Genomic DNA, 26,146 nt, shown 5'->3' with positions numbered 1-26,146 from the left:
GCCCGCGGCTGACCGCGGGCGCTTCGACCACTCCCGAGGAGACCCACGATCGTGACGGACATCGTCGACGAGCTGAAGTGGCGCGGCCTGATCGCGCTCTCCACCGACGAAGAAGCCCTGCGCAAGGCTTTTGCGGACGGCCCCGTCACGTTCTATTGCGGCTTCGACCCGACCGCGCCCAGCCTGCACCTCGGCAACCTGGTCCAGATCCTGACCATGCGCCGGATCCAGCTCGCGGGCAACCGTCCGCTCGGCCGCGGCGGCGCCCCCCCCCGTCGGACCCGCCCCCCCACGCCGCCGCCCGACCCCACTCTGACCGACCCGGCGGCCGTCGCCGAGTGGGTGGGCCGCCTGCGTGGCCAGATCGAGCGCTTCCTCGACTTCGAGGGACCGTACGCGGCCACCATGGTGAACAACCTGGACTGGACGCAGGGCATGTCCGCGATCGAGTTCCTGCGCGACATCGGCAGGTACTTCCGCGTCAACAAGATGATCGCGAAGGAGGCCGTCTCGCGGCGGCTCAACTCCGACGCGGGCATCAGCTACACGGAGTTCAGCTACCAGATCCTGCAGGGCATGGACTTCCTGGAGCTGTACCGGCGCCATGGCTGCACCCTGCAGACCGGCGGCAGCGACCAGTGGGGCAACCTCACCTCGGGCACCGATCTGATCCACCGGGTCGAGCCCGACGCTGCGGTGCACGCCCTGGCCACGCCGCTGATCACCAAGGCCGACGGCACCAAGTTCGGCAAGACGGAGTCCGGCACCGTATGGCTGGACGCCGAGCGCACCACGCCGTACGCCTTCTACCAGTTCTGGCTGAACGCGGACGACCGCGACGTCTCCAAGTTCCTGCGCATCTTCAGCTTCAAGTCCCGCGAGGAGATCGAGGAGCTGGAGAAGCTGACCGAGGAGCGTCCGCAGGCCCGCGCCGCGCAGCGCGCGCTCGCCGAGGAGCTCACGACGCTGGTGCACGGCGCCGACCAGTGCGCCGCGGTCATCGACGCCTCCAAGGCGCTGTTCGGCCAGGGCGAGCTCGGCGATCTCGACGAGGCGACGCTGGCCGCCGCCCTGTCCGAGCTGCCGCACGCCCAGGTCACCGAGCTCGGCCTGGTCACCGACCTGTTCGCCGAGGTCGGCCTGGTCGCCTCCAAGTCGGCCGCGCGCCGCACCGTGAAGGAGGGCGGCGCGTACGTGAACAACGTCAAGGTCGCCGCCGAGGACGCGGTGGCCGACCGGGACCAGCTGCTGCACGGCCGCTGGCTGGTGCTGCGGCGCGGCAAGAAGAACCTGGCGGCGGTCGAGCTGGTCGCGGGCTGACACACATACGGCCGGCTGACGGCACATACGGCCGGCTGACGGCGCGTACGACGAAGGGGGGCCGGTCCGGGGCGGACCGCCCCCCCTTCGTATCTGCCTGCGTCAGGTGACCTGTTTGCTGCCGCCCTTGACCGCCTTGTAGATCATGTCGCCCAGGAAGACGAGGACGACCGCGGCCGCGATCTGCAGCGCATGACGGCCCCAGTCGATGCCCCGGGTCTCGTCGATGCCGAAGCCGGCGGCGAGCGAGTTGCCGGCGACACCACCGATGATGCCCAGAATGGTCGTCATCCACAGCGGCATGTGCTGCTTGCCCGGAAGGATCGCCTTCGCGAGCAGGCCCAGCACCAAACCCACAATGATCGCCCACAACCAGCCCATGACGGCCTCCTCATATGCGCACGGGTGAGCAGTACCGCCAGTCTCCGCCCCTCCTCCATACGGCGCATGTCGGGCACACCCATACGTGGTACGGCGCAGCACATACGCCCAGGCAGGGGCCGACCCGGTCTCGAATGCGGCGCAGGCCCGGCGTAACGTGGAGGCGTGTCCGGTCCGGGGAGAGTCCGGCAGCTCGAGCGGGTGGTGGAACGCGATGCGGAAGCAGCACACAGGGGGCGGAGCCGAGGTCTTCCGGATCACCGGGGCGCGGCAGTCTCTCGCGGACGACGTGCGCGGCAGGCAGCGCCGCTACATCATCTCGATGTCGATCCGCACACTGTCGGTGATTCTCGCGGCCGTGCTGTGGAATGTGGAGCGGCATGTGGCGATCGTCGCGCTCGCCGCCGGTGTTCTGCTCCCTTACATCGCGGTCGTGATTGCCAACGCCGGGCGGGAGAACGCCCCTTCACTGCCCTCGGCCTACGTACAGACCCCCGTACGCCCGATGCTGCCGCCGCCCGGAGCGCCGGGTCCGGCGGAATCCGTCCCGGAATCCGCGGCGCACGAGGCCGGGGACGGGACGGGCGGGCGGAGCTGACCTGCACCGGTCTGCAAAGCTCAAGAAAAGCTCAGATCAATCATGTAGTTCCGGTGCACCGCACGGGGTCCCCCGTGACATACTTCGTACGCGCTCCGCATCCCCCGTCGGAGCGACGGACCGACGCCGGGCAGCTCCCCCCGTGGCTGCTCGGCGTCGCCTTTTCCGGAGCGTTTTCGGAGCGTTTTCGAGGCCGGTCGCGGCCCGGTTAGGGTTGAGGTGTGATCTTCCCCGAACCCTCCATCGACACCCCGCAGTGCTCGGCCAAGGGCTGCCGCGCCGACGCCCAGTGGGTGCTCGCCTGGAACAACCCGAAGCTGCACACCCCGGACCGGCGCAAGACCTGGCTCGCGTGCGACGAGCACCGTGAGCAGCTGTCCCAATTCCTGGGTGTACGAGGGTTCCTGAAGGATGTCGTGCGGCTCGCCGACTGGGAGTCCGCGCAGCAGTAGGCGGACATACGCGGAGGGCGGCCCCCGCGTTCGGGACCGCCCTCCGCGTATGAGTGAAGGAGCTCAGCCGCCGATCGCCGACATGGGGCGGGCGGGCTGCAGGAAGGTGGGGTCGTCGAGGCCGGAGCCGGCCTTCTTGCCCCACATCGCCAGCTTCCACAGGCGGGCCACCTCGTCGTCCGAGGAGTCCTCGGCGCGCAGGGCCGCCCGCAGATCGGTCTCCTCGGTGGCGAACAGGCACGTGCGGACCTGGCCGTCGGCCGTCAGGCGCGTACGGTCGCAGGCGCGGCAGAACGGGCGGGTCACCGAGGCGATCACGCCGACCGTGTGGTGGCTGCCGTCCACGATCCAGCGCTCGGCCGGGGCGGAGCCGCGCTCCTCCTGGCCCTCCTCGGTGAGGGTGAAGCGGGTACGCAGCGACTGCAGGATGTCACCGGCGGTGATCATGCCGTCGCGCTTCCAGCCGTGCTGGGCGTCGAGGGGCATCTGCTCGATGAACCGCAGCTCATAGTCGTTCTCGATCGCCCACGCGAGCAGGTCGGGCGCCTCGTCGTCATTGAGCCCGGGCATCAGGACCGCATTGACCTTGACCGGGGTCAGACCGGCCTCGCGGGCCGCGGCCATGCCGTCGAGGACGCCCTGGTGGCGGTCTCGGCGGGTGAGGGTCTTGAAGACGTCGGGGCGCAGGGTGTCGAGCGAGACGTTCACCCGGTCGAGGCCGGCGGCCTTCAGGGCCGTGGCGGTTCGCTTGAGTCCGATGCCGTTGGTGGTCAGGGACATCTTGGGGCGCGGCTCCAGGGCCGCGACGCGCTCCACGATGCCGACGATCCCGGGGCGGAGCAGCGGCTCGCCGCCGGTGAAGCGGACCTCTTCGATGCCGAGCTCGGTGACGGCGATGCGGATCAGCCGGACGATCTCGTCGTCGGTGAGCAGATCGGGCTTGGCCAGCCACTGCAGGCCCTCTTCGGGCATGCAGTACGTGCACCGCAGATTGCACCGGTCGGTCAGTGAGACCCGCAGATCGGTGGCCACGCGGCCGAACGTGTCGATGAGCACGTGGGGCCCCTCCCTTGGCTACGCAGTTGATCCGTACTTACTCCTACGAGCCTACGCGAGGGGGGTGACAGCCATCAGGGTGTTGATCCCACAGCGACCACCAGGGCCGCGTCGTAGGTCTCTACGACGCGCCCGTGAGCTGGGCGGATATCCGTGGCTGCGGTCAGTGCGCACCGGTACCGGTGAGCGAGCGCACCTCGAGCTCCGCGTACTTGCCGGTGTCCGGCTGCTCCTTGGACAGGACCGTGCCGAGCCAGCCCATCAGGAAGCCGAACGGGATGGAGATCAGGCCCGGGTTCTTCAGCGGGAACCAGGCGAAGTCGACGCCCGGGAACATCGCCTTCGGGTCGCCGGAGACCACGGGCGAGAAGAGCACCAGACCGACGGCGACGATCAGACCGCCGTAGATCGACCACAGCGCGCCCTGGGTGGTGAAGCGCTTCCAGAACAGGCTGTAGAGGATCGTCGGCAGGTTCGCCGAGGCCGCGACCGCGAAGGCGAGGGCCACCAGGCCGGCGACGTTGAGGTCGCGGGCCATGGCGCCGAGCAGGATGGACACCGCGCCGATGCCGATGGTGGCCAGGCGCGCGGCGCGCATCTCCTCCTTCTCCGTGGCCTTGCCCCTGCGGATGACGTTCGCGTAGATGTCATGCGCGAACGACGACGAGGACGCCAGGGTCAGGCCCGCGACCACGGCCAGGATGGTGGCGAAGGCGACCGCGGAGATCACCGCGAGCAGGATCGCGCCCCAGGCCGAATCGACACCGCCGATATGCAGGGCGAGCAGCGGGGCCGCCGTGTTGCCTGACGGGTTGGACGCGATGATCTCGTCCTGCGAGATCAGGGCCGCCGCGCCGAAGCCGAGCGCGATGGTCATCAGGTAGAAGCCGCCGATGATGCCGATCGCCCAGTTCACGGACTTACGGGCGGCCTTGGCGTTGGGCACCGTGTAGAAGCGGATCAGGATGTGCGGCAGGCCCGCGGTACCGAGCACCAGGGCGATACCGAGCGAGATGAAGTCCAGCTTCGAGGTGGCGGTCGCGCCGTACTGCAGCCCCGGTTCCAGGAACGCCGCGCCCTTGCCGCTCTTCTCGGCGGCCTGGCCGAGCAGCTCGGAGATGTTGAAGTTGAACTTGAGCAGCACCAGGAAGGTGATCAGGAGCGTGCCGCCGATGAGGAGCACGGCCTTGACCATCTGCACCCAGGTGGTGCCCTTCATGCCGCCGATGGACACGTACACGATCATCAGGACGCCGACGAGGGCGACGATGGCGATCTTGCCGGTGTCGGTGGTGATGCCGAGGAGCAGCGAGACGAGCACACCGGCGCCCGCCATCTGCGCGAGCAGATAGAAGATCGACACGACGATGGTCGAGGTGCCCGCGGCCGTACGCACCGGACGCTGCCGCATGCGGTACGCGAGGACGTCGCCCATCGTGTAGCGGCCGGAGTTGCGCAGCGGCTCGGCGACGAGGAGCAGCGCCACCAGCCAGGCGACGAGGAAGCCGATCGAGTAGAGGAAGCCGTCGTAGCCGAACAGCGCGATGGCGCCCGCGATGCCGAGGAACGACGCGGCCGACATGTAGTCGCCGGAGACCGCGAGTCCGTTCTGGAACGCGCTGAACGAGCGCCCGCCCGCGTAGAAGTCGGCCGCGTCCTTGGTCTGCCGGCCCGCCCAGATCGTGATGAAGAGGGTGGCGACGACGAAGACCGCGAACAGCGAGATGATCAGCGGCCGGTGCTCGCTCGCCTCATTGGCCGCGAGCGTGATCATGGGGCTCATGCGCCGCCCTCCAGACGGGACTTGATCGCCTCGGCCTTGGGGTCGAGCTGCGCGGCGGCGTGCTTCGAGTACCACCAGGCGATGAGGAACGTGGTGACGAACTGGGCGATACCGAAGACGAATGCGACGTTGATGTTGCCGAAGAGCTTGGTGCCCATGAAGCCGCCCGCGTAGTTCGAGAGCAGCACGTACAGCAGGTACCAGGTGATGAACGCGATCGTGAGCGGGAAGGCGAAGGAGCGGTGCGCACGGCGCAGTTCACCGAACTCCGCGCTTTCCTGGACTTCGCGGTACGCCTCGGTCGACGGCGTCACGGGATCTGTACCGCCCTTCGGCGGCGGTGGTGCGTCGGTGGCCACGGGGACTCCTTGCGCGACGGATGCGGTGGTTGGGGACATACGACCTCGCAGTTACGGGGACCACAGGATCCGCAGGGCGACTCGGTCCTCCGGTATGTGATCCGGCAGGGGGCTGATGCTGGCTTCTCCCCCTGCCAACCGCACGGCGACGCGCGCGATGTGGTTCAACGCCCCACCCGTTCTGTCGGAAACTTTTTCGCCCGGTTCCGCCACCCCATTGCTGCGGCCTGAGCTGGGGCGCTAGCTTCGCGTTCGTTGTATGCGTCAACTGCCCGGACCTCACCACCGGTTCGGGTGCCGCGCGTGCAGCGCAACAGCGTTCCCTCACAACGGATGAAGTGGAGACCCCATGTCTCATCTGCGTTCCAGACGGCGTCGCCTGGCCGCGCCGCTGGGCCTGGTCCTCGCCCTGGCCACGCTCGGCGTCGCGCCGGCCGCCCAGGCCGTGACCCCGGCCGACGCACCGGCCGCTTCGACGCAGACCGGTCCGAAACTGCCGTATGTGGTGAACACGCGGACGGACCACCGCACGATCTCCGCCGTGGAGAAGGCGATAGCCAAGGCCGGCGGCGACATAGTCATCACGTACCGGAAGATCGGCGTGATCGTCGTCCACTCGACGAATCCCTCGTTCGGCGAGCAGATACGCAAGGTGCGCGGCGTGCAGAGCGCGGGCGCCACCCGTACCGCGCCGCTCGCGCCGGCCGGTATCACGCAGGAAGGCGGCACCGACCGGCTCTCGGCCGCCGAGGCGGCGGAGCTCGCCGAGGCCGCGGGCCCGGAGCAGGAGCCGCTCGAGGCGGATCAGTGGGGTCTGCGGGCGATCGGCGCGGACAAGGCCGCGAAGATCAACCCGGGCAGCGCGAAGGTGACCGTCGGCGTCATCGACACGGGTGTGGACGACACCCACCCGGACCTCGCGCCCAACTTCTCGGCCGGGCAGTCCGCGAACTGTGTGGGCGGCAAGCCCGACACGACGGCCGGAGCCTGGCGTCCCTACCAGCCGTCGCACGACCACGGCACGCATGTGGCGGGTGAGATCGCCTCGGCGCGCAACGGTGTCGGTGTCGCCGGTGTGGCACCCGGTGTGAAGGTCGCGGCGATCAAGGTGTCCGAGCCGGACACCCAGCTCTTCTTCCCGGAGAGCGTGGTCTGTGCCTTCGTGTTCGCCGCGGACAAGGGCATCGAGATCACCAACAACAGCTACTACGTGGACCCGTGGCTGTACAACTGCCTGAACGACCCGGACCAGCGGGCCATCGTCGACGCGGTCAACCGGGCCCAGCTGTACGCCAAGGGCAAGGGCACCCTGAACGTGGCGGCCGCGGGCAACTCCAACCACGACCTCGACGCCGACGCGATCGTGGACGACTCGAGCCCCGACGACTCGACCCCGGTCGAGCGCACCATCGACCCGCACGAGTGCTTCGACATCCCGACCCAGCTGCCGGGGGTCGTGACCGTGTCGGCCACGGGTCCGAAGGCCGCCAAGTCCTTCTACTCGACGTACGGCAACGGCGTCGTCGACGTGGCGGCACCGGGCGGCGACAGCCGGGTCCCGGCGGACACCCCGTCGAAGAACGGCCGGATCCTCTCGACGCTGCCGGGCGGCGGCTGGGGCTTCAAGCAGGGCACGTCCATGGCCTCGCCGATGGCGTCGGGCGTCGCGGCGCTCCTGAAGAGCAAGTACCCGTGGGCGGGTCCGTCGGCGCTGCAGGCGATGCTCAAGGCGCAGGCCGACAACCCGGGCTGCCCCGCCGAGCCGTACGACCCGGACGGTGACGGCGTCGTGGACGCGGTGTGCGAGGGCGGCAAGCGCTCGAACGGCTTCTACGGAACCGGGATCGTGGACGCGCTGGACGCCGTGAAGTGATCCGCACGTAATGCTGTGTGCTGCGGGCCGCCCCGTCGGGGCGGCCCGCAGTGCCGTTCGCCCAGGCCCCCGCTTCGGGGGCTTTGCTCTTGATGGAGGCCCGGTTTGACCATGTCGGATCCTGTCGTTCCTGTCTGGCAAGCCCTGGGCGGCGACCCCGACCTGCTGTCGTGGATCGCCCACCGCCGCGCCGGTGACGTGCTGCCCGCGCGGCTTCCCGTGCTGACCGCCGCGCGCACCTGTGTCGCGGTGTGCGCCTTGGCCGCCGCGGAGTTCGCGGGCGACGGCCGTACGCCGGGGGCGGTGACGGTCGACGACGGGGCCGTCGCCACGGCGTTCGTCAGCGAGCGCCATCTGCGGGTCGACGGGCGGGCGCCGGAGAACTTCGCGCCGCTGTCGCGGATGTGGCGCACGGCCGACGGCTGGGTGCGCACGCACGCCAACTACCCGTGGCACCGCGCGGCGTTGCTGTCCGCGCTCGGCACGGACGCGGACCGCTTGGCAGCCGAGATCGCGGGGCGCACGGCCGTGGACGTCGAGGACACGGTGTACGCGGCGGGCGGGCTCGCGGTGGCGCTGCGCTCGCCTAAGGAGTGGGCGGCCCATGAGCAGGGGGCGGAAGTGGCGCGCCGGCCGCTCCTGAGCCTGGCGCGGATCGCCGATGCGCCGGCCGTACGCGAACGGGGCGCCCGGCCCCGGGTCCTGGACCTCAGCCGGGTCCTCGCAGGCCCCGTCGCCACCCGCACGCTGGCGCTGCTCGGCGCGGACGTGCTGCGGATCGATACCCCTGAGCGGCCCGAACTGCCCGATCAGCACGCGGACACCGGCTTCGGCAAGCGGTCCGCGCTGCTCGCCCTGGACCGGGCCGCGGACCGTCGTACCTTCGAGGAGCTGCTCGCCGAGGCCGATGTGGTGGTCACCGGATACCGCCCCGGATCGCTCGACCGCTTCGGCCTCTCCCCCGCCGCGCTGGCCGAGCGCCGGCCCGGTCTGGTCGTGGCGCGGCTTTCGGCGTGGGGCGGTTACGGGCCGTGGGCCGGCCGGCGCGGATTCGACTCGCTGGTGCAGGTGGCCACCGGGATCGCGGCCGTCGAGGGCACGGACGAGCGGCCGGGCGTGCTGCCGGCGCAGGCGCTCGACCACGGCACCGGGTATCTGCTCGCGGCGGGCGTGCTGCGGGCGCTGACGGAGCGTCGGACGGCGGGCGGCACCTGGCACATGGAGTGCGCGCTCGCGCAGACGGCGCACTGGCTGTGCGGACTGCCGTCGGTTGCGGCCCCCGAGGGGACGTACGAGAGCGAGCGCCATCTGGCCGGGACGGACGGTCCGCTGGGCCGGCTGCGGTACGCCAAGTCGCCGGTGACGTTCGCGGGCGGCCCTGCCGACTGGCCGGCGGGGCCGGGGCGCTGGGGCGCCGATCCGGCGCGATGGGGCGGGTGAAGCCTCGTCTCCCGGATGAGCGGGTGAAGCCTCGTCTCCCGTATGAGCGGGTGAAGCCCCTTCCCCCGTACGGGAGTTGACCGACACCATCACCGGTGTCCTGCATCCCGCCGCACGCTCGTGGAGGTCACCTTGAATCCGTCCCCGCCCGCGCTCGCCATCGACCCGCTGGTCCAGGATCTCGACGGCGAGACCGCCCGGCTGCGTGCGGCCGGGCCCATCGTCCGGATCGATCTGCTCGGTGTGCCCGCCTGGACGGTCACCTCGCAGCCCGTGGCGCGGCGGCTGCTCACGGACTCCCGGCTGGTCAAGGACATCAACCGGTGGGGGCTGTTCGCCTCCGGCGAGGTCACGCACGCCTGGCCGCTGATCGGCATGGTCGACGTACCGCCGTCGATGTTCACCACGGACGGTGCCGAGCACCGGCGGCTGCGGACGAAGATCGCGCAGGCGCTGACGGCCCGGCGGGTCGAGGAGCTGCGGCCGGTGGTCGAGCGGTACACCGCGCAGCTGCTCGACGAGCTGGCCGCACAGGCGAAGGAGGCGCCGGGTGCGGCCGTGGACCTCAAGCCCGCGTTCGCCGGACCGCTGCCGATGGCCGTGGTCTGCTCCCTGATGGGGGTGGCGGAGTCCGGGATACCGCGGCAGATGGAGCTCTGGAAGGCCTTTTTCTCCACGCTCACCCCGCAGGACGAGCGGCTCGCGGTGATGGCGGAGATCTACGGGATCTTCCTCGGCATGGTCCGCGAGAAGAAGGCCGCGCCCGGCGACGACCTCACCAGCGCGCTGATCCTGGCGGACGAGGGCGGTGCGCCGATGAGCCAGGAGGAGGTGGCCGGCAATCTCCAGTCGATGATCGCGGCCGGGCACGAGACCACGATCGCGCTCATCCTCAGCGCCGTACGCGGCCTGCTCACCCACCCCGATCAGCTGGCCATGGTGCTCGACGGCAGCGTCGCCTGGGAGGCGGTGATCGAGGAGGCGCTGCGCTGGGATCCACCGGTGCCCCATCTGCTCATGCGGTTCGCGACCGAGGACATCGTGGTCGCGGAGAATTTAGGGGAGGACGGGTTCGTGATCGGGAAGGGCGAGGGCGTCGTGATGTCGTACCGGGCCATCGGCCGCGACACGGACTTCCACGGTCAGGACGCCGATTCCTTCGACATCACCCGGGCGGACGCCGGGCGCCACATCGCCTTCGGGCACGGTCCGCACATCTGCCCGGGTGCGGCGCTCTCGCGCCTGGAGGCGGCGATCGCGCTGCCCGCGCTGTTCGCCCGCTTTCCCGGTCTGCGGCTCGCGGTGCCCTCCGAGGAGCTGCGCAATGCGCCGGTGCTGACGCAGAACGACCTGGAGGCGTTGCCGGTGGTGCTGGGCGGCTGACGCGTGCTGCGCGGCGTGAGTGTCCGACGGATAACGGATAACGGTGACGACCACCAGTTCAGCGGTGAACCGTTGCAATAATCAGACTGTTTCCGTCAAAATCGATCAATGACCGTATCCCGCCCCTCCGTTGCGGCCACCGTGGGCGAAGACGCCGACGGCAGCGTGGGACCTGACGCCCCGTCGGCCGCCGAGCGAAGATCCGCGCTGCGGCGCGGCGGGGCCGTTGTGGTGCTCGTCCTGCTCGCCGCCCTGGTGCCGCTGCTCGGCCCCGACCTCGCCCTGCACGAGTCGGGTGAGGCGGCGGCGCCCGGGATCGATCTGGTCACCCTCCTGCGTACGGTCATGTTCGGCGCCCTGTGCGTGCTCGCCGGACACGCGGCGGACGGGTGGCTGACCCGCAGGGTGCAGGACGCGCCCGAGCCGCGCCCCGCGAACTGGTCGGGAACCGCGGCCTTCCTCGGCGCACTGGCCGCGGTGGGGCTCGCCCTGATCGTGGCCAACGGCAACATCCCGCCCGACACCCTGGCGGAGCTGCGGCCCGGCCGGCTGTGGCAGACGACGGACGGACGGCTCGCGCTCCTGGAGGTCAACGCGTTCATCGCGGCCGGGTTCTGCGCCCAGTCCCGCCGCCCGGGCAGCGCGGTCCTGCCGCTCGCGGTGGTGGCCGCGGCGGAGGCCCTGCGCGCCCACCCGTCCATCGGCCCCGAGGAGGACCCACTGGTCGGCAGCGCGCTGACCTTCGTCCACCTCACCTCGGCCACGCTCTGGGCCGGCGGCCTGCTGTGGGTGCTGCGCACGATGCGGCTCTGGCGGCCCTGGCCACGGCCGGCGGCCGCGCTGCTCGGGCTCTACGCGCGGGTCGCGGCGGTGCTGTTCGCCGCGATCACCGCCTCGGGGATCTGCTCGACATTGCGCAAGCTGCCGCTCGACTCGGTGTTCACCACCGCGTACGGGCGGGTGCTCTTCGCCAAGCTGCTGCTCGTCGTCGTGATCGCGGTGCTCGCGGTGCTTGCCAGGGCCCGCCTGAAGCGCGGCGGTGACCCGTGGTCCGCGATGGTGCCGGCCCGCGCCGAGGTGGTGGCCCTCGGCCTGGTGGTCGCCACCTCGGCGCTCCTGACCGCGGTGCCGGCACCCATCTGGTGGGACAGGCCCTTGTGGGGCTGACAGTCCGTCCCCGGCTTACGGCTTGACCATCACCTTGAGCGCCGTGCGCGCGTCCATCGCCTTGTAGCCGTCCGGCACTTCCTCCAGGCCGACCGTGAGGTCGAAGACCGGGGAGGGGTCGATCGTGCCGTCGAGGACGTCCGGGAGCAGCTCCGGGATGTAGGTGCGCACGGGCGCGACACCGCCGCGCAGAGCGATGTTGCGGTCGAACATGACGCCGAGGTCGAGTCCGGTGCCGCTGCCGTGCGGGACGCCGACGAAGCCGATCGCGCCGCCGTCGCGGGTGATGTTCACGGCCGTGCTCATCGACTGCTCGGTGCCGACCGCCTCCACGACGCAGTGCGCACCCTGGCCCTTGGTGAGCGCGCGTACCGCCTCGACGGCCTCGTCGCCGCGCTCGGCGACCACGTCGGTGGCGCCGAACCGCAGGGCGATGTCGGTACGGACCTGGTGGCGCCCGAGCGCGATGATCCGCTCGGCGCCCAGCCGCTTGGCGGCGAGCACCGCGCACAGACCGACGGCGCCGTCACCGACGACGGCGACGGTGGAGCCCTCGCGTACGCCGGCACCGAGCACCGCGTGGTGCCCTGTGCCCATGACGTCCGAGAGTGTGAGCAGCGCGGTCAGGAGGTGGTCGTCGGAGGCTGCCCCGGCGGGCAGCTTCACCAGCGTGCCGTCGGCGTGCGGCACCCGCACGGCCTCGCCCTGGCCGCCGTCGTGCCCGACCGCACCCCAGAAGCCGCCGTGCTCGCAGGACGTGGTGAGCCCTTCGGCGCAGTAGTCGCAGACGCCGTCGGACCACATGAACGGCGCCACGACGAGGTCGCCCGCCCGGAAGCCGCGCACGTCGGAGCCGGTCTCCTCGATGATGCCGAGGAACTCGTGCCCGATCCGCTGCCCCTTCTGCCGCGCGGCCTCACCGCGGTACGCCCACAGGTCGCTGCCGCAGATACAGGCCCGCAGCACACGGAGCACGGCATCGGTGGGCTGCTGGATCTCCGGGTCCGGCACCTCCTCCACGCGCATGTCGTACGGGGCATGGATGGTGGTGGCGCGCATGACGGTGTTCCTTCGGCTCTACGGGGTGGTGCGGGCGCGCCCGTCCAGCGGATTCAGACGGTGGCGCGGCTCTCACGGTACGCCGCGGCCTGGGCCTTCTGCGCGTCGAGGCCGGTCAGCACGCCCCTGACGAGGAGCGCCTGGGCCGCCGCGTAGGTGAGCATGATCCAGAAGTCGGGGCGCGGCAGCTGCGGCCAGTCGGCCAGCCCGGTGGCGATGAGGGTGTCCGAGAGCAGGAACAGGGCGCCGCCGATTCCGGCGACGGGACCGAGCCGCGCCGCCCGGAGCGCCATCGCGGTGAGCAGCAGGCTGTACGCGGCGACGGGCACCCGCAGGTCACCGGGGAGATCGCCCCACATCAGCGCGAGGGTCAGGACGAGGACGAGACCGTACGCCCCCGTGAGCGGGCCGGTCCGGGCGCGGGGCGTTCCGTACCGGGCGAAGAGCACGAGATAGCAGACGTGCCCGACGGCGAATCCGCCCATACCCGCGAGGAAGGCCGCGTCGGCGTCGAACATCAGGAGCACATCGCCGCACCAGCCGGAGAACAGGGCGGCGATCAGGAGCCTCGGAGCCCCGCGCACCACCGCATAGGCGGCGAGCAGGGGCAGCAGCAGAGGCTTGCAGAGCGTGTGCCCGAGGTCCCAGCCGACGAGCAGGGACACGAGGTCCCCGGCCACGGCGGCGGCGAAGGCCCCCAGGAAGAACCGCCTCACGCCACACGCTCCGCGGCGGGCTCGGTGGCGACGGGCTCCGCGGGCTCGGCAGCGGCGGACCTGCCGTCGGCCTCCGGGGACCAGCCGGGCCCGCGGAACAGCCGGCCGCCCCGCTCGCGCCAGCTCCGCGCCGCCTTCAGGTCCTTGGCGATGGACACGTACTCATGGGTGGCGACCTTCAGCGGGTTGTACGTCTCGATGTTCTTGGTCAGGCCGAAGACGCAGCGCTCGGTCTCGGGCACGAACGAGCCGAACATCCGGTCCCAGACGATCAGGATCCCGCCGAAGTTCCGGTCCAGATAGCCCCCTTGGGAGGCGTGGTGGACGCGGTGGTGGGACGGGGTGTTGAAGACGAACTCGTACCATCGCGGCATCCGGTCGATGCGCTCGGTGTGGATCCAGAACTGGTAGACGAGGTTCGCCGAGGAGCAGAAGGCGAGCGCGGCCGGGTGCACGCCGCAGGCGATCAGCGGCAGATAGAACGGCCAGGACGTGACGGAGGTCCAGGGCTGGCGCAGCGCCGTGGAGAGGTTGAACTTGCGGCTGGAGTGGTGGACCACGTGGCAGGCCCACAGGATGCGGATGACGTGGTGGCCGCGGTGGGACCAGTAGTAGAAGAAGTCCTGCGCGAGCAGCATCAGCGGGACCGTCCACCACAGCACGGGCACGCGGGCGGGCGTGAGCTCGTACACCGCGGTGTAGATCGCGACGACCGGGATCTTCCAGAGGAAGTCGAAGCCCAGGCTGCCGAGGCCCATGGTGATGCTGGTGGCGGCGTCCTTGGTCTCGTAGCCGGCGGCGTCCTCGTCAGGATGCAGCCGGGTGCTGACGATCTCGACGATCGTGAGCAGCACGAAGGCAGGTATGGACCACAGCACGACATCGGGCAGGTTCGGCATGAGTGCACCGTAAGGGCGCTGGTCGGGGCTGGGCTAGAGGTAGTTACCGACAAGTATTACCGGGGGTAGGGGCCGCATTCTTGGCGGTGTCCGCCAACGCGCATACGATGCGGGGTCCACCCTCGTGCGCGGCGGGAGGAACACCCTTGCAGGGACTGGAAGTCGCTCTCGCCAGACTGGCCGGAACCGTCGTGTCGGCCGTTGCCAAGTCGCTGCTCAGCCGGCCCCCGGGCGCAGGCCTCGCCGACGCCCCGGTGCGCCGGCGCCCGCTCCCCGGGCAGCGGCCCGGCACCGCGGACACCGCGCGGCTCACCACCGTCCTGGCCGGACGCCTCTCCGCCGCTCACCCCGCACTGCCCGCGCACGAACGGCTGGCCGCCGTCGACGCCGTACGCGACACCTTCACGGCCGCGGGGCCGGTCGACCTCGACCGGGTGTTCGCCGCCCGCCTCGACCCCGAGCTGCTGCGCGCCGAACTGCCCCGCGTGGACGCCTCGTTGAGCGACCCGGCCCGGGCACTCTTCGAGGAGCTGCTCCGCGTGTGCTGCGTGCACGCCGTGGAGCAGCTCAGCGCGGACCCCTCGTTCGCCGCGCGGGCGGCGGTGGAGCAGACCCGGCAGCTCGGCCGGACCAAGGATCTGGTCGAGGAGTTACGGGGCCCGCGCCCCGAGGCCGTGGCGCTCGCGTTCGAGCAGCGGTACGCGGACTTCGTGGCCGAGACGCACGGCAGGCTGGAGCTGTTCGGGCTGACGCTGGGCGGCCCGGAACGTCAGCAGTGGCCGCTGGACACCGCGTACATATCGCTCTCGGTGAGCAGTGAGGACCCCTCGATCGCGCTGCAGGAGGGTCTGGGCGCACCGCGCGCCACCGCGTCGAAGATCCGCACCGAGCAGGCCCTCGCGGCGAGCGGCCGCATCCTGCTGCGCGGGCCTGCGGGTTCGGGCAAGTCCACGCTGGTCCAGTGGCTCGCGCTCAACGCGGCGCGGCGCACCTTCGCCCCCGAACTCGCCGACTGGAACCGGTGCGTGCCGTTCGTGCTGCGGCTGCGGTCGTTCACGGCGTCCGGGACGCTGCCGATGCCGGAGGAGTTCCTGAAGGCGGCGGGTGTTCCGCTGCACGGGTCGGCTCCGGCCGGCTGGGTGGCCGAACTGCTCACCAGTGGGCGGGCGTTGGTGCTCGTGGACGGGGTCGACGAGGTGCCGCTGCGGCTGCGCAAGCACACCGAGCAGTGGCTGCGCTCCCTGGTCGCGGCGTTCCCGCTGGCCCGCTACGTGGTGACGGCCCGGCCCTCCGCGATCCCCGAGGGCTGGCTGGCGGACCTCGACTTCACCCCGCATGAACTGCTGCCGATGGAGCGCGACGACATGCGCTCCTTCGTGGCGCACTGGCACACCTCGGCCCGCGAGGCCTGCCCGGCCGACCGTGAGCAGCTGGACACGTACGAGAGCGGCCTGATCACCGCCCTGACCATGCGCCGGGACCTCGGACGGATGGCCACCAATCCGCTGATGTGCGCCCTGCTCTGCGCCCTGAACCGGGACCGGCGGATGCAACTTCCGCGGGCGCGCAAGGAGTTGTACGACGCCGCCCTGGAGATGCTGCTCGTCCGCCGGGACGCCGAGCGGGAGATCAGCTCGGTCGAGGGTGTGCTCCTCAACCGCGAGGAGCAGACGGTGCTGCTGCAGCGCCTGGCGTACTGGATGATCCGCAACGGGCAGCAGGAGGCGCCCCGTTCGGAGGTCGTCGAGATGATCGACGGCTGGCTGGAGGCCATGCCGCAGGTGCGGGCGCAGGGGGATGCCCGCCGGGTGTGCGCGCATCTGCTGATCCGCAGCGGGCTGCTGCGGGAGCCGGTGCCGGGCAGCGTGGCGTTCGTGCATCGCACGTTCCAGGACTACCTGGGCGCGAAAGCGGCCGTGGAAGCGCGGGACTTCGGGGCGCTGGTGCGCAATGCGCATGACGACACCTGGGATGACGTCGTACGGATGGCGGTCGGGCACGCCCGTGTGGAGGAGCGGGCACGCCTGTTGCGGGGGTTGCTGAAGCGCGCCTCGCAGGTGAAGCGGCACCGCCATCGGCTGGTGCTGCTCGCGGCCGCGTCCCTCGAGCATGCGCCGGAGCTGGATCCGGCGGTGCGGGCGGAGGTGGAGGACCGGACGGAGGAGCTGTTGCCGCCGCGGTCTGTCGAGGAGGCCAGACAGCTCGCCGACAAGGCGCGCGAGCTGGTGGTGGAGCTGTTGCCGGGGCCGTCGCCGGAGCTGGACGAGGAGAGTGCGGCGGCTGTCGTGCACACGGCGAGACGGGTGGGCGGAGACGCCGCGCTGAGCGTGGTCGAACGGTTCAAGGACGACACCAGGTTTGCCGTACAGCAGGAGATCGGAATGGGCTGGAGCCATTTCGACACCCAGGACTACGTGGACGTCGTCCTCAGCCGGATGTCGTCGAGCGATGGCTACCTGTACGTCACCACCCCCGCCCAGCACAGCGCCCTGACCCAGCTGCGGCACCTGCGGCAGGTGGCGCTGGACGGCGACCAAGGTCTGCCGCCGCAGCTGGCGCACCTGGACCGGCTGGAATCGCTCACGGTCTACAGGAACAGCACGCTGTCCGATCTGGGCCTCCTACGAGATCTGCCGCAGCTGCGCCGCCTGAGCCTCAATCAGTGCTCCGCCGTCCACGACCTGTCCGCACTGGCAGGCAGCGCGCTGCTCAACCTGCACCTCGCAGAGGTGCCGAGCACCCTCTCCTTGGATCCGTTGAGCGAAATGCGCGACCTGACCCGGCTCGGCCTCGACTACCCCGTACCTCTTCGCCAAGTGGGCGACCTGAGGGCCGGCGAACAGCTCACCGCCCTCGGGCTGTTCGCGAACTCGCCCCACATCGGCCTGCGCGGTCTGGACCGCTGGCCCCGGCTCACCTGGCTGTCGCTGGCCGGAAGCGGCCAGGTCACCGAGTTCACCTCCGGATTTGCCCCGCCCGACTTGCAGACGCTGCAGATCCTGGACTCCCTCGTCAACACCGTCCACGTCGTACGCCACCAGAACCTGACCGACCTGTGGCTCATCCGCTGCGAGATCAGAGGCGGACTCGAACCCCTGCGGGGCCTGCCGCAGTTGCGGCGCCTGCGGTTCGCCGGCTGCGCGGCCTTCGACGGCGATCCGCTCGATCTCTCGCCCCTGGCCGATCTCGATCAGCTCAAGATCACCGTCGAGGACAACACCCCCGTGCGCGGCAACCAGGAGATCCCCGAGGACCGGCTGGTACGGAGCAGGACGATGCACGCCTACCTCGTCTGACCGGTCACCGCCTCACACCGCCTCACACCCCCACCGCCCCGAGCAACGACCCCGCCCCGTACGTCACCGCCATGGCCAGCGCACCCCCCACCAGATTCCGCACCACAGCGGGCCTCGTGGGCGCCGCCCCCAGCCGCGCGCTCCCCCACCCCGTGAGCCAGAGCGCCGCGAGCACGGCGCCGACCGTCACGTACAGCCGTACGGACTCGGGCGGCAGCACGATCGCGAGCAGGGGCAGCAGCGCGCCGACCGTGAAGGCGAGAAACGAGGCCCACGCCGCATGCCACGGGTTCATGAGCTCGTCGGGATCGATGCCCAGCTCCACGCGGGCATGCGCCCGCAGCGCATCCTTCTCCGTGAGCTGCTCCGCCGCCTCGCGCGCCACAGCGGCGCTGAGCCCGCGGTCCTCCAACAGCTGCGTCAGCTCGTCGAGTTCGGCTGCCGGCTGTTCGCGCAGTTCGCGTTTCTCCATCGCGAGCGCCGCCTTCTCCGAGGCACGCTGCGTCGATACGGAGACGTACTCGCCGGCCGCCATGGACATGGAGCCCGCGAGCAGTCCCGCGAGGCCGGCGGTGAGCAGCGTCGAGCGGTCGGAGGTGGCGCCCGCGACGCCGACGACGAGTCCGGCGGTGGAGACGATGCCGTCGTTGGCGCCGAGCACCGCGGCGCGCAGCCAGTTCAGACGGGTGGACATGCCCTGGTCATGCGGCTCGTGGGGCACTTCGGGCGCGTCGGGAACGGTCATGCCGGGAGGGTCTCATATCCCGACATGACCGATCCCGCACGCCACCTCACGTGGGGAGTTCAGCGTCCCGGGGTTCCAGGAGCTCCTGTTCGTCTCCCGTGGCGGCACGACCCGGTCACCACACGCGGACCTTGCCCCCCGGGGCGAACACCGGCGAAGTCGCGTCCGCCGGCGGTTCCTTCAGGGGCTCGGCGATCTCCTCGACCGTCGGCCCGACCTTCGCCGCGATCGGGTCGAGGAGGTCGAGGTCGAAGCCGTAGACACGGGCCGCGTTGCCGCCGCACATCGCGGCGACCTCCGCGGGATCGAGGCCGGCGTAGGCGATCCGCAGGCCCTCCCTCGTATACGGATACGTGCCTTCGTCATGCGGGTAGTCGCTGCCCCACATGATCTTGTCGAGGCCGATCCGGTCGCGCAGCGGTACCTCGTGCGGGCGCATGAAGCTCGCGCCGACGAAGCAGTTCTCGCGCCACACCTCGGAGGGGCCCTTGCCCATGGAGGCCGCGAGGCCCTGGCCGAACTTGGACTCCGCCGTGTTCGCCTTCGGTCCCGCCGCCTTGGTGGCGGCCTTGACCAGGCGTGCGTGGTAGTAGTCCAGCATGTCCAGGACGCCGGGGATCCAGCCGGAGCCCTGTTCCGTCAGGACCAGCTTCAGGTCCGGATGGCGCCGGAAGGCTCCCCCGAAGATGAGGTGCCACAGGGCGCGGTGCGAGAACCAGGTGGTCTCCACCATGAACACCGCGCGCGCCGCGGGTTCGTCACCTAGCGGCGGGGAGGCCGAGCCGGCGTGGTGGTTGACCGGGATGCCCAGCTCGGCGCAGGCGGTCCAGATGGGGTCGTACACCTGCGAGTACAGCTCGGGCAGGCCCGAACCCGGCGGCGTGCCGGGCAGGAGAAGCCCGCCGGTGAGTCCCGCTCCGTGGGCCCAGCGGATCTCCTTGACCGCCTCGTCCACGTCGTTGAGCAGGATCTGGAAGACGCCCGCGCGCCGGCCGGGCGCCGCGGCGCAGAAGTCCGCGAGCCAGCGGTTGTGGGCGCGCAGGCCCGCCCAGCGCTGCTCGAACTCCTCGGGTGTGGGCGCGGGCGCCATCAGCGCGGCGGAGGGGAAGAACGGCGGGATGGTGTTCGGGAAGACCACCTCCGCGACGATCCCGTCCTCCTCCAGCTCGGCGACCCGGCGGTCGGAGTTCCAGTTCTTGTCCGCGGTGTCGGCAAGCAGATCCTCGTACGGATTGACGTAGGTCGCCGCCCAGGCGTCGAACGCCTCATGGTGCCCGGACGCCAAGTAGGGCTTGTAGTCCAGGAGATCGGCGCCGGCGTGGCAGTCGGCGGAGATGACCGTGTAGCGGTCGGTGGGCGCGCTCGGCACGCCGCGGCTCTGGTTCACGGGTTCACCCCCAGGACGGGAAAGTCGTTGCCGGTGATCCAGTGCCGGCCCACGTCGCGCGAGCGGGCCCAGGAGGCCTCGACGGCGGTCTGGTCCTCGCTCTGGCCGAGGTCGGCGGGCGTGGGGCCGATGCGCCGGGCGATCGGCGCGAGCTTGGCGGTGTCGAAGCCGAAGACGTCGGCGGCCGCGAGGCCGAGCATCCGCCGGGTCTCGGACACCGGGATGTCGTGGAAGGTGTTCTTGAGCCAGTTGCGGGTGTTGGGCCAGGTCCCTTCCGGGTGCGGGAAGTCGGAGCCCCACAGGATGTTGTCCACACCGATCTCGTACCGCTGGGCGAGCTCACGCCGCTTGGTGTTGGTCGCGCAGATGAACACCTGGCGGTCCAGATACTCGCTCGGCGGCCGCTTCAGCGCGGAGAACGGCGACAGCTTCTTGCCGCCGTGCGCGCCGAGGTAGAGCCGGTCCATGAACCACAGGAGGTTGGGCAGCCACCAGCAACCCGACTCCGCCACACCGAACTTGAGCCCCGGGTGCCGCTCGAACACTCCGGACCAGATCAGGAAGTGCAGCGGGCGGGCGGGCCACCACGTCACCTCGCTGACGTAGATGCCGAGGTGGTCGCCGTACTCGTGGCGCGGCGCCGCGCCCGAGTGCGTGACCAGGGGCATCCCGGTTTCGGCCGCCGCCGCCCAGATCGGCTCGTAACGGGCGTCGTGGTACGGCGGGTGGTCCACCCACATCGAGGGGATCATCAGCGCACCGAGCCCGGACTCCTTGGCCCGGTGGATCTCGGCGACGACCTTGTCGGGCTCGGCGGTGATGGGCAACAGCGCGACGCCGCAGTGCCGTTCGGGATTCTGCGACACGAACTCGGCGAGCCACCGGTTGTGCGCCTGCGCCCCGGCCATCCCCAGCTCGGGGTCCTGGTCGCCGGAGAGCCCGAGACCCACGCCGAAAGGCGCGGCGGTCTGGCTGTCGACGGCGTCGGCGTCCGGGAAGACCACCTCGGCGGCCACCCCGTCACCGTCCAGCTCCTTCAGGCGCTGGGCGACATCCCAACCGCCCCTCAGACCCTCCTCGTTGTCGCTGAACCACTTGTCGGCGAAGGCCTCGTTGCGGATGCCGAGGCGGGTCGCCTCCTCGCGGCGCCGGTCGCGGCCCGCGAGGAATTCGTCGAACTCCCGGTGGAAACGGGAGTCCAGATACGGCCGGTACTCCTCGGTCGGAAGGCCGGCATGGCAGTCCGAGGAGATGATCAGATACGGATCCTGCGCATCGGTCATGACGAGCACCTCTCAGTCCAGGATGAAGCTTTCGAGATACGCGGGGTTCGCACGGTCGAGCATCGACTGCGACCGCGCCTTGATCTGCCGGTCGCTGTGCTCGCTGGCCGGCATCATCCAGAAGCTCCCGGCCTCGATGCACTCGGCCACGAAGTCGGCGACCTCCTCGACCGGCGTGAACTGCACCTCCTGGCCGGCCTCCTTCATCGCCGACTCCCACTGGTCGAGGCTGCGGTACGGCGTCTTGCGCGGCCGCTCCTTGGCGAAGCGCTCGGGCCGGTTGCGGTGCGACTCCCACAGCCCGGTGCGCAGCATGTGCGGTCCCGGGAAGAGCACGGAGGCGCCCACCTGGGCACCCTCGGCCTTGAGATGCGCGTACAGCGACTCGGTCATCGTCACGACCGCCGCCTTGGTCACCGCGTACACCGAGGCCGTGGGCAGCGGGGCGATACCGCCGTCACCGGACGAGGTGTTGACGACGTGGCCCGGCCGACCGCCCTCGATCATGCGCGGCACGAAGGCCTGGATGCCGTGGAAGACCCCCCAGACGTTCACCGAGAACGCCCACTTCCAGTCGTTGGGTTCGTGCTGCCACATCCGGCCCTCGGCGCCCGAGCCGACACCGGCGTTGTTGCAGAGCACATGCACCGCACCGAACGTGTCGTACGCGGCGTCGGCGAGCGCGATCACGGAATCGCGCTCCGAGACGTCCACCACGCGGGCGAGCACTTCGGCCCCCTCCTCGCGCAAGGAGGCGGCGGCCTTCTCCAGGGCGCCCTCCTCCACGTCCGCGAGGACCACCTTGAGCCCGGCGGCCGCGAAGCGCCGCGCCATCGCCAGGCCGATCCCGCTCGCGGCCCCGGTGACGACGGCGACCTGTCCTGCTTCCAGCTTCATCAGGCGTCGACCTTCCCGGCCTTGGGCGCCTTGTCGCTGCCCTCGGGAGGCCCGTCGAGGATCTGCTGCGGGTCGTCATAGCGCTGATGGATGTACGGCAGCAGGGCCTGGGCACTGACCCGTTCGACGACCTTGCCCTTCTGGTCGGTGGTCTTCTCGCCGATGGTGATCTCCACGATCGTGCGGACGGGGAGATCCGCGATCGGATCGAACATCGACTCCCGCAGGACCACGTCCCCGGTGATCCGCTCCAGCTTGCGCACCTTCTCGTTACGGGTGCAGTGCACGAGCACCGGATCGGCGTCGAAGCCCGAACCGTCCACGGCGGGAAGGAACTTGAAGTAGAAGTCGGTCTTCGTCGTCGGCTCGGGGATCGGCAGGTCACCGCTGACCGCGCCCCGCACCTCCACGAACGCGATGCCGTGCCGCGCCAGCTTGGCGCTCACGACGAGGCCGTCGCGGTCCACCGTCACCTCGCCGAGCTTCTTCGGCTCGCCGAAGACCTCACGGCCGCCGATCAGCGCCCGCTCATGGGTCATCGGCATGACGAGCGGATACCAGCCCACGACTCCGTTGTGCTCGGCGGCCACCGCGACCGATCCTGCGCCCAGCGGATAGCCGGGCAGGTCGACCTTGCTGATGTTCGCCCGCACCAGGGGCTTCTCCGCGGGCTTGAGCGGCGGCGGAAGGACCGCGGCCACCGCGTCGGGATCGCTCTCCCACACGGCCACCACACCGGTCGACCAGATGTCGGGGAGCTTGGAACTCTTCTCGCGCGAAGCCTGGATCTCGGCCTCCGTGCGCGCGCCGTACCGTACTCGTGCCATGGCGTACCGCCCTTCGATGGGGGTTTTCCAGCGAGTCTGTAACACTGTTACACCGACCGCGATGAAGGGTAAAGAGCCGTGCGGGAAACGGAAATTGGGGAGCCGATGACTAGCCAGCCCAGCTCGCCGAAGCGCGCACTCACGCGGGACGCCGTCCTCGACGCCGCCGCGGCGATGGTCAAGAAGGACGGTCCGCGCGCCCTGACCATGCGTAGGCTCGCCGCCGAACTCGGTACGGCGGTCACCTCGATCTACTGGCACGTCGGCAACCGCGAATCGCTGCTCGAAGCCCTCGTCGAGCGCACGGTCGCCGACCTCGGCGAGATCCGCGCCCAGGGCCGCACCCCGGCATCGCGCATCGTCTCGGTCACCCGCGCCCTGCGCGCCCAGCTGCGCGGGCATCCGCATCTGGTGGCGATGGTCCATGAACGGGGCCTCACGGAGCGGATGTTCCAGCCCGCGACCCAGGCCCTGGTGCACGAGGTCCATGCGGCCGGGCTGCGCGGGACCCGGGCCGCCGATGTCGTACGGTCGCTGCTCTTCCAGGTGGTCGGCTTCGTCCTCGTGGAACGCAATCGCGAACGCGCGCCCGTTCAGTACCCCGGTGACGAGGGCCTGTGGGACGAAGCCACCGCCGAGCACGATCCCGCGCTCGCCAAAGGCCTTACCGGGCCGCCGGATCCGGAGCGGCTCTTCCTGCTCTCCGTACGCGCCATGGTGGACGGCTTGTTGGGGCCGGCGCCGCGCTGAGCCCCGGCGGACAGGAGTGCCAGCCGCGGCCCTTATCCCCGTGAACCATGCCCGAAGCCCGCCCGCCCGCTACGCGGTGGCCGGCCGCCTACCCGTCGGGGTATGCGGTCGTCGACGTCGAGACCACCGGACTCGCCCGCGACGACCGGATCATCTCCGCCGCCGTCTACCGGCTCGACGCACGCGGCGAGGTCGAGGACCACTGGTACACGCTGGTCAACCCCGAGCGTGACCCCGGTCCTGTGTGGATCCACGGTCTGACGAGCGATGTCCTCGAAGGCGCTCCCCTCTTCCCGGAGATCGCCGAGGAGTTCTCGGCGCGGCTCGAGGGCCGGGTGCTCGTCGCGCACAACGCGGTCTTCGACTGGCAGATGATCGCCCGCGAGTACGCGCGGGCCACGCTCACTCCTCCCGTACGGCAGCGGCTGTGCACCATCGCCCTGTCGAAGGAACTGGCGCTCCCGCTGCCCAACCACAAACTGGAGTCGCTGGCCGCGCACTTCGGTGTCGTACAGCAGCGCGCGCACCACGCGCTCGACGACGCCCGGGTGCTCGCCGAGGCCTTCCGGCCGAGCCTGCGGGCCGCGGCAAGGGACGCGGTGCGGCTGCCGCTGCACGAGTGCCGGCCGCTGACGGAGTGGAACGCGGCGCCCGCGCCGGCCCCGTCGGGCATCGGCCATCAGTACCGGCCTCAGGGCAACTGGCGCCAGTCCCGCAAGCTCCCGCCGAGCCCGTATCCGAATCCGGGGCGGTACGAGGAGGGACGGCCGCTGCGGCAGGGGATGCGGGTGGCGTTCTCGGGCGACACCTCGACCGAGCGCGAGCTGCTCGAGGACCGGGCGGTCGAGGCGGGGCTGCATGTGGCGACCAGCCTGTCGCGGCTGACGAGTCTGCTGGTCACGAATGATCCGGATTCCGGTACGTCCAAGGTCGTCAAGGCGAAGAGCTTCGGCACCCCGATCGTGGACGAGGCGGCGTTCGGCCAGCTGCTGCGGGATGTGGAGCCCGCGGCGGCGACCCCTTGAAGCCCGGGCAGCTGTCCGGGTGATTATCAGCCCGCACGCCGCATGCCTCGGCGGCGAGGCGGCATGCGCGTCCCACTCTGTGGCGCATGGCACGTTGTGAGGTCTGCGGAAACGACTACTCCATGAGCTTCGAGGTCCACGCCCAGGGCGCGGTCCACGTCTTCGACTGCTTCTCGTGCGCCATCCACCGTATGGCGCCCATCTGCGAGCACTGCCGGTGCCGGATCATCGGCCAGGGCGTCGAGGTCGAGGGGCACTGGTACTGCGGTGCGCACTGTTCGCGCGCGGAGGGGCAGGTGGGCATCGTCGACCGGGTGTGACCGCCTCGCGTCCTGACCGCTTACCGACCGATTGCGCCCCCTACGGGACCCCTCCCGCAGGGGGCCTTCATATGCCGGGGTACCGTCGTCGGCGTGTACCGCTTCCTGTTGACCCGGCAGTGGGTGTTCGTCACCCTGCTCGCCCTCGTGCTCATCCCCGTGATGATCGAGTTGGGCTTCTGGCAGCTGCACCGGCATCAGGCCCGCGTGGCACAGAACGCCTTGATCGCGAAGAGCCTCGACGCGAAGCCCGTCCCCGTCGAAGAGCTCACCGCGCCGGACCAGACCCTGCCGCGCGCCGACTACTGGCGCCGGGTCACCGCGACCGGCCGCTTCGACACCGGGCACGAGGTCGTCGTCCGCCGCCGCACCAACTCCGACGACCGGGTCGGCTTCCACGTCCTGACCCCGTTCGTACTCCAGGACGGCAAGGTCGTCCTGGTCAACCGGGGCTGGGTCCCGACGGCAAGTGACCAGAAGGCGTTTCCGAAGGTCCCGCCGCCGCCGTCGGGCGAGCTCACGGTGACAGGCCGGCTGATGGCCTCGCAGACCACGGACGCGAGCGGCATCAAGGACCTCAAGGGCCTGCCGGACCGCCAGGTGATGCTGATCAGCAGCGAGCAGCAGGCCCAGCTCCTGAACAAGAAGGTGCTCGGCGGCTACATCGAACTGACCCATCCGGCGACCGACTCCCCCGAGCAGCTCCCCGAGCCGGACCACGACTCGATCGGCAACCACTTCGCGTACGCCATCCAGTGGTGGCTGTTCACAGCGGCCGTCCCGGTCGGCTGGGTCTTCCTCGTACGGCGGGAAGTACGCGAACGGCGCGAGCGCTCGGCCGCCGAGGAGCAGGCCGAACCGGTTCCGGCGTGACCCCCGTCTCCCCCTGACGGAACGTACGCGGCAGGATGGGTCCATGGATCTTGGACTGAAGGACCGTGTGTACGTCGTCACCGGAGCCACCCGCGGCCTCGGATACGCGAGCGCCGCCGCGCTTGTCGCGGACGGTGCGAAGGTCGTGATCACCGGGCGTGAGGAGAAGGCCGCCGCCGAGGCGGGCGCCGCGCTCGGCGAGAACGCCGTCGGTGTCGGCGCCGGCAATGCCGATCCCGCCCCCGCGCCGCGGCTGG

At 70.7% G+C, this 26,146-nt stretch carries 25 protein-coding genes; 13 read left to right on the top strand and 12 right to left on the bottom strand.

The window, feature by feature from the left end; translation table 11 throughout:
• Window positions 1-51: 51 nt before the first annotated feature.
• A complete protein-coding gene (tyrS, locus tag JAO81_RS26255; RefSeq protein WP_199550410.1) occupies window positions 52-1,320 on the top strand; it encodes a tyrosine--tRNA ligase in 1,269 nt (422 codons plus the stop codon).
• 102 nt (window positions 1,321-1,422) lie between these two features.
• On the opposite strand, the gene JAO81_RS26250 is transcribed toward tyrS, so the two are convergent.
• Window positions 1,423-1,701 carry a GlsB/YeaQ/YmgE family stress response membrane protein gene (locus JAO81_RS26250; protein ID WP_199550409.1) on the bottom strand — a complete coding sequence of 93 codons (279 nt, stop codon included), beginning with the start codon at window positions 1,699-1,701 and terminating at the stop codon, window positions 1,423-1,425.
• A 214-nt stretch (window positions 1,702-1,915) separates the two neighbouring features.
• Between JAO81_RS26250 and JAO81_RS26245 the strand changes: the two genes are divergently transcribed.
• Window positions 1,916-2,299 carry a DUF3099 domain-containing protein gene (locus JAO81_RS26245; RefSeq protein WP_199550408.1) on the top strand — a complete coding sequence of 128 codons (384 nt, stop codon included), beginning with the start codon at window positions 1,916-1,918 and terminating at the stop codon, window positions 2,297-2,299.
• A gap of 221 nt (window positions 2,300-2,520) precedes the next feature.
• The gene (locus tag JAO81_RS26240; RefSeq protein ID WP_199550407.1) at window positions 2,521-2,751 is read left to right on the top strand and encodes a hypothetical protein; all 231 of its coding nucleotides are present in this window, start codon (window positions 2,521-2,523) and stop codon (window positions 2,749-2,751) included.
• A gap of 63 nt (window positions 2,752-2,814) precedes the next feature.
• Here JAO81_RS26240 and moaA read toward each other — a convergent pair whose 3' ends face one another.
• The 3 genes from moaA to JAO81_RS26225 form a co-directional block, all read right to left on the bottom strand.
• Window positions 2,815-3,807 (bottom strand): GTP 3',8-cyclase MoaA, encoded by a 993-nt coding sequence (gene moaA / locus JAO81_RS26235; protein WP_199550406.1) that lies wholly within the window; start codon window positions 3,805-3,807, stop codon window positions 2,815-2,817.
• Between the two features lie 163 nt (window positions 3,808-3,970).
• Window positions 3,971-5,590, bottom strand: a complete 1,620-nt coding sequence (locus JAO81_RS26230; RefSeq protein ID WP_199550405.1) for a cation acetate symporter — start codon at window positions 5,588-5,590, stop codon at window positions 3,971-3,973.
• Window positions 5,587-5,949, bottom strand: coding sequence for a DUF485 domain-containing protein (locus JAO81_RS26225; RefSeq protein ID WP_307813719.1), 363 nt, complete (start codon window positions 5,947-5,949; stop codon window positions 5,587-5,589). The genes JAO81_RS26230 and JAO81_RS26225 overlap by 4 nt, the downstream gene beginning before the upstream one ends.
• 349 nt (window positions 5,950-6,298) lie before the next feature.
• Here JAO81_RS26225 and JAO81_RS26220 point away from each other — a divergent pair, with 349 nt between their 5' ends.
• From JAO81_RS26220 to JAO81_RS26205, 4 genes are all read left to right on the top strand, one after another.
• The gene (locus tag JAO81_RS26220; protein WP_199550403.1) at window positions 6,299-7,822 is read left to right on the top strand and encodes a S8 family serine peptidase; all 1,524 of its coding nucleotides are present in this window, start codon (window positions 6,299-6,301) and stop codon (window positions 7,820-7,822) included.
• Window positions 7,823-7,933: 111 nt separating this feature from the next.
• Window positions 7,934-9,262 (top strand): CoA transferase, encoded by a 1,329-nt coding sequence (locus JAO81_RS26215; RefSeq protein WP_199550402.1) that lies wholly within the window; start codon window positions 7,934-7,936, stop codon window positions 9,260-9,262.
• A gap of 132 nt (window positions 9,263-9,394) precedes the next feature.
• The gene (locus JAO81_RS26210) at window positions 9,395-10,645 is read left to right on the top strand and encodes a cytochrome P450 (protein WP_233415931.1); all 1,251 of its coding nucleotides are present in this window, start codon (window positions 9,395-9,397) and stop codon (window positions 10,643-10,645) included.
• Between the two features lie 108 nt (window positions 10,646-10,753).
• Window positions 10,754-11,812, top strand: coding sequence for a CopD family protein (locus JAO81_RS26205; RefSeq protein ID WP_199550400.1), 1,059 nt, complete (start codon window positions 10,754-10,756; stop codon window positions 11,810-11,812).
• Window positions 11,813-11,827: 15 nt separating this feature from the next.
• On the opposite strand, the gene JAO81_RS26200 is transcribed toward JAO81_RS26205, so the two are convergent.
• Genes JAO81_RS26200 through JAO81_RS26190 form a run of 3 tightly spaced genes read right to left on the bottom strand, consistent with a single transcriptional unit; the run spans window position 11,828 to window position 14,486 of the window.
• Entirely contained in the window at window positions 11,828-12,871 is a 1,044-nt protein-coding gene (locus tag JAO81_RS26200; protein WP_199550399.1) for a zinc-dependent alcohol dehydrogenase family protein, read from the bottom strand.
• A gap of 53 nt (window positions 12,872-12,924) precedes the next feature.
• Window positions 12,925-13,587: a lysoplasmalogenase gene (locus tag JAO81_RS26195; protein WP_199550398.1), complete on the bottom strand. Its 663-nt coding sequence runs from the start codon at window positions 13,585-13,587 to the stop codon at window positions 12,925-12,927.
• A complete protein-coding gene (locus JAO81_RS26190; RefSeq protein WP_199550397.1) occupies window positions 13,584-14,486 on the bottom strand; it encodes a sterol desaturase family protein in 903 nt (300 codons plus the stop codon). The genes JAO81_RS26195 and JAO81_RS26190 overlap by 4 nt, the downstream gene beginning before the upstream one ends.
• Window positions 14,487-14,632: 146 nt before the next feature.
• On the opposite strand from JAO81_RS26190, the gene JAO81_RS26185 reads away from it, so the two are divergent.
• The gene (locus tag JAO81_RS26185; RefSeq protein WP_233415930.1) at window positions 14,633-17,782 is read left to right on the top strand and encodes an NACHT domain-containing NTPase; all 3,150 of its coding nucleotides are present in this window, start codon (window positions 14,633-14,635) and stop codon (window positions 17,780-17,782) included.
• Between the two features lie 22 nt (window positions 17,783-17,804).
• Here JAO81_RS26185 and JAO81_RS26180 read toward each other — a convergent pair whose 3' ends face one another.
• The 5 genes from JAO81_RS26180 to JAO81_RS26160 form a co-directional block, all read right to left on the bottom strand.
• Window positions 17,805-18,527 (bottom strand): VIT family protein, encoded by a 723-nt coding sequence (locus JAO81_RS26180; RefSeq protein ID WP_199550395.1) that lies wholly within the window; start codon window positions 18,525-18,527, stop codon window positions 17,805-17,807.
• A 115-nt stretch (window positions 18,528-18,642) separates the two neighbouring features.
• A complete protein-coding gene (locus tag JAO81_RS26175; protein WP_307813716.1) occupies window positions 18,643-19,914 on the bottom strand; it encodes an amidohydrolase family protein in 1,272 nt (423 codons plus the stop codon).
• Complete coding sequence (locus JAO81_RS26170) at window positions 19,911-21,197, bottom strand: amidohydrolase family protein (RefSeq protein WP_199550394.1); 1,287 nt, start codon at window positions 21,195-21,197, stop codon at window positions 19,911-19,913. The genes JAO81_RS26175 and JAO81_RS26170 overlap by 4 nt, the downstream gene beginning before the upstream one ends.
• 12 nt (window positions 21,198-21,209) lie before the next feature.
• Complete coding sequence (locus JAO81_RS26165) at window positions 21,210-22,094, bottom strand: SDR family NAD(P)-dependent oxidoreductase (protein ID WP_199550393.1); 885 nt, start codon at window positions 22,092-22,094, stop codon at window positions 21,210-21,212.
• A complete protein-coding gene (locus tag JAO81_RS26160) occupies window positions 22,094-22,921 on the bottom strand; it encodes an acetoacetate decarboxylase family protein (RefSeq protein ID WP_199550392.1) in 828 nt (275 codons plus the stop codon). The genes JAO81_RS26165 and JAO81_RS26160 overlap by 1 nt, the downstream gene beginning before the upstream one ends.
• Window positions 22,922-23,026: 105 nt before the next feature.
• On the opposite strand from JAO81_RS26160, the gene JAO81_RS26155 reads away from it, so the two are divergent.
• The 5 genes from JAO81_RS26155 to JAO81_RS26135 form a co-directional block, all read left to right on the top strand.
• Window positions 23,027-23,671 carry a TetR/AcrR family transcriptional regulator gene (locus JAO81_RS26155; protein WP_199550391.1) on the top strand — a complete coding sequence of 215 codons (645 nt, stop codon included), beginning with the start codon at window positions 23,027-23,029 and terminating at the stop codon, window positions 23,669-23,671.
• A gap of 47 nt (window positions 23,672-23,718) precedes the next feature.
• On the top strand, window positions 23,719-24,696 hold the full coding sequence (locus JAO81_RS26150) for a DEDDh family exonuclease (RefSeq protein WP_199550390.1): 978 nt from the start codon (window positions 23,719-23,721) through the stop codon (window positions 24,694-24,696).
• Window positions 24,697-24,782: 86 nt separating this feature from the next.
• Window positions 24,783-25,016 carry a hypothetical protein gene (locus JAO81_RS26145; RefSeq protein WP_165336597.1) on the top strand — a complete coding sequence of 78 codons (234 nt, stop codon included), beginning with the start codon at window positions 24,783-24,785 and terminating at the stop codon, window positions 25,014-25,016.
• A gap of 93 nt (window positions 25,017-25,109) precedes the next feature.
• On the top strand, window positions 25,110-25,889 hold the full coding sequence (locus JAO81_RS26140) for an SURF1 family protein (RefSeq protein ID WP_199550389.1): 780 nt from the start codon (window positions 25,110-25,112) through the stop codon (window positions 25,887-25,889).
• 43 nt (window positions 25,890-25,932) lie between these two features.
• A partial coding sequence (locus JAO81_RS26135; protein WP_199550388.1) for an SDR family NAD(P)-dependent oxidoreductase occupies window positions 25,933-26,146 on the top strand: 214 nt, incomplete at its 3' end.

Origin of the sequence: Streptomyces sp. N35, from assembly GCF_016464295.1 — a bacterium.
In the GTDB taxonomy this organism is placed as follows: Bacteria; Actinomycetota; Actinomycetes; order Streptomycetales; family Streptomycetaceae; genus Streptomyces.
Note: the sequence above shows the minus strand (reverse complement) of the source record. Positions and strands in the feature narration are given on the sequence as shown.

Excerpts from the sequence above, each read along its gene's own strand:
- JAO81_RS26245 (WP_199550408.1), top strand. The coding sequence starts at position 1,916 with ATGCGGAAGCAGCACACAGGGGGCGGAGCCGAGGTCTTCCGGATCACC.
- JAO81_RS26180 (WP_199550395.1), bottom strand. The coding sequence starts at position 18,527 with ATGACCGTTCCCGACGCGCCCGAAGTGCCCCACGAGCCGCATGACCAG.
- JAO81_RS26220 (WP_199550403.1), top strand. The coding sequence starts at position 6,299 with ATGTCTCATCTGCGTTCCAGACGGCGTCGCCTGGCCGCGCCGCTGGGC.
- JAO81_RS26230 (WP_199550405.1), bottom strand. The coding sequence starts at position 5,590 with ATGAGCCCCATGATCACGCTCGCGGCCAATGAGGCGAGCGAGCACCGG.
- JAO81_RS26205 (WP_199550400.1), top strand. The coding sequence starts at position 10,754 with ATGACCGTATCCCGCCCCTCCGTTGCGGCCACCGTGGGCGAAGACGCC.
- JAO81_RS26215 (WP_199550402.1), top strand. The coding sequence starts at position 7,934 with ATGTCGGATCCTGTCGTTCCTGTCTGGCAAGCCCTGGGCGGCGACCCC.
- JAO81_RS26250 (WP_199550409.1), bottom strand. The coding sequence starts at position 1,701 with ATGGGCTGGTTGTGGGCGATCATTGTGGGTTTGGTGCTGGGCCTGCTC.
- JAO81_RS26150 (WP_199550390.1), top strand. The coding sequence starts at position 23,719 with ATGCCCGAAGCCCGCCCGCCCGCTACGCGGTGGCCGGCCGCCTACCCG.
- JAO81_RS26155 (WP_199550391.1), top strand. The coding sequence starts at position 23,027 with ATGACTAGCCAGCCCAGCTCGCCGAAGCGCGCACTCACGCGGGACGCC.
- JAO81_RS26190 (WP_199550397.1), bottom strand. The coding sequence starts at position 14,486 with ATGCCGAACCTGCCCGATGTCGTGCTGTGGTCCATACCTGCCTTCGTG.
- JAO81_RS26170 (WP_199550394.1), bottom strand. The coding sequence starts at position 21,197 with ATGACCGATGCGCAGGATCCGTATCTGATCATCTCCTCGGACTGCCAT.
- JAO81_RS26145 (WP_165336597.1), top strand. The coding sequence starts at position 24,783 with ATGGCACGTTGTGAGGTCTGCGGAAACGACTACTCCATGAGCTTCGAG.
- JAO81_RS26200 (WP_199550399.1), bottom strand. The coding sequence starts at position 12,871 with ATGCGCGCCACCACCATCCATGCCCCGTACGACATGCGCGTGGAGGAG.
- JAO81_RS26165 (WP_199550393.1), bottom strand. The coding sequence starts at position 22,094 with ATGAAGCTGGAAGCAGGACAGGTCGCCGTCGTCACCGGGGCCGCGAGC.
- JAO81_RS26160 (WP_199550392.1), bottom strand. The coding sequence starts at position 22,921 with ATGGCACGAGTACGGTACGGCGCGCGCACGGAGGCCGAGATCCAGGCT.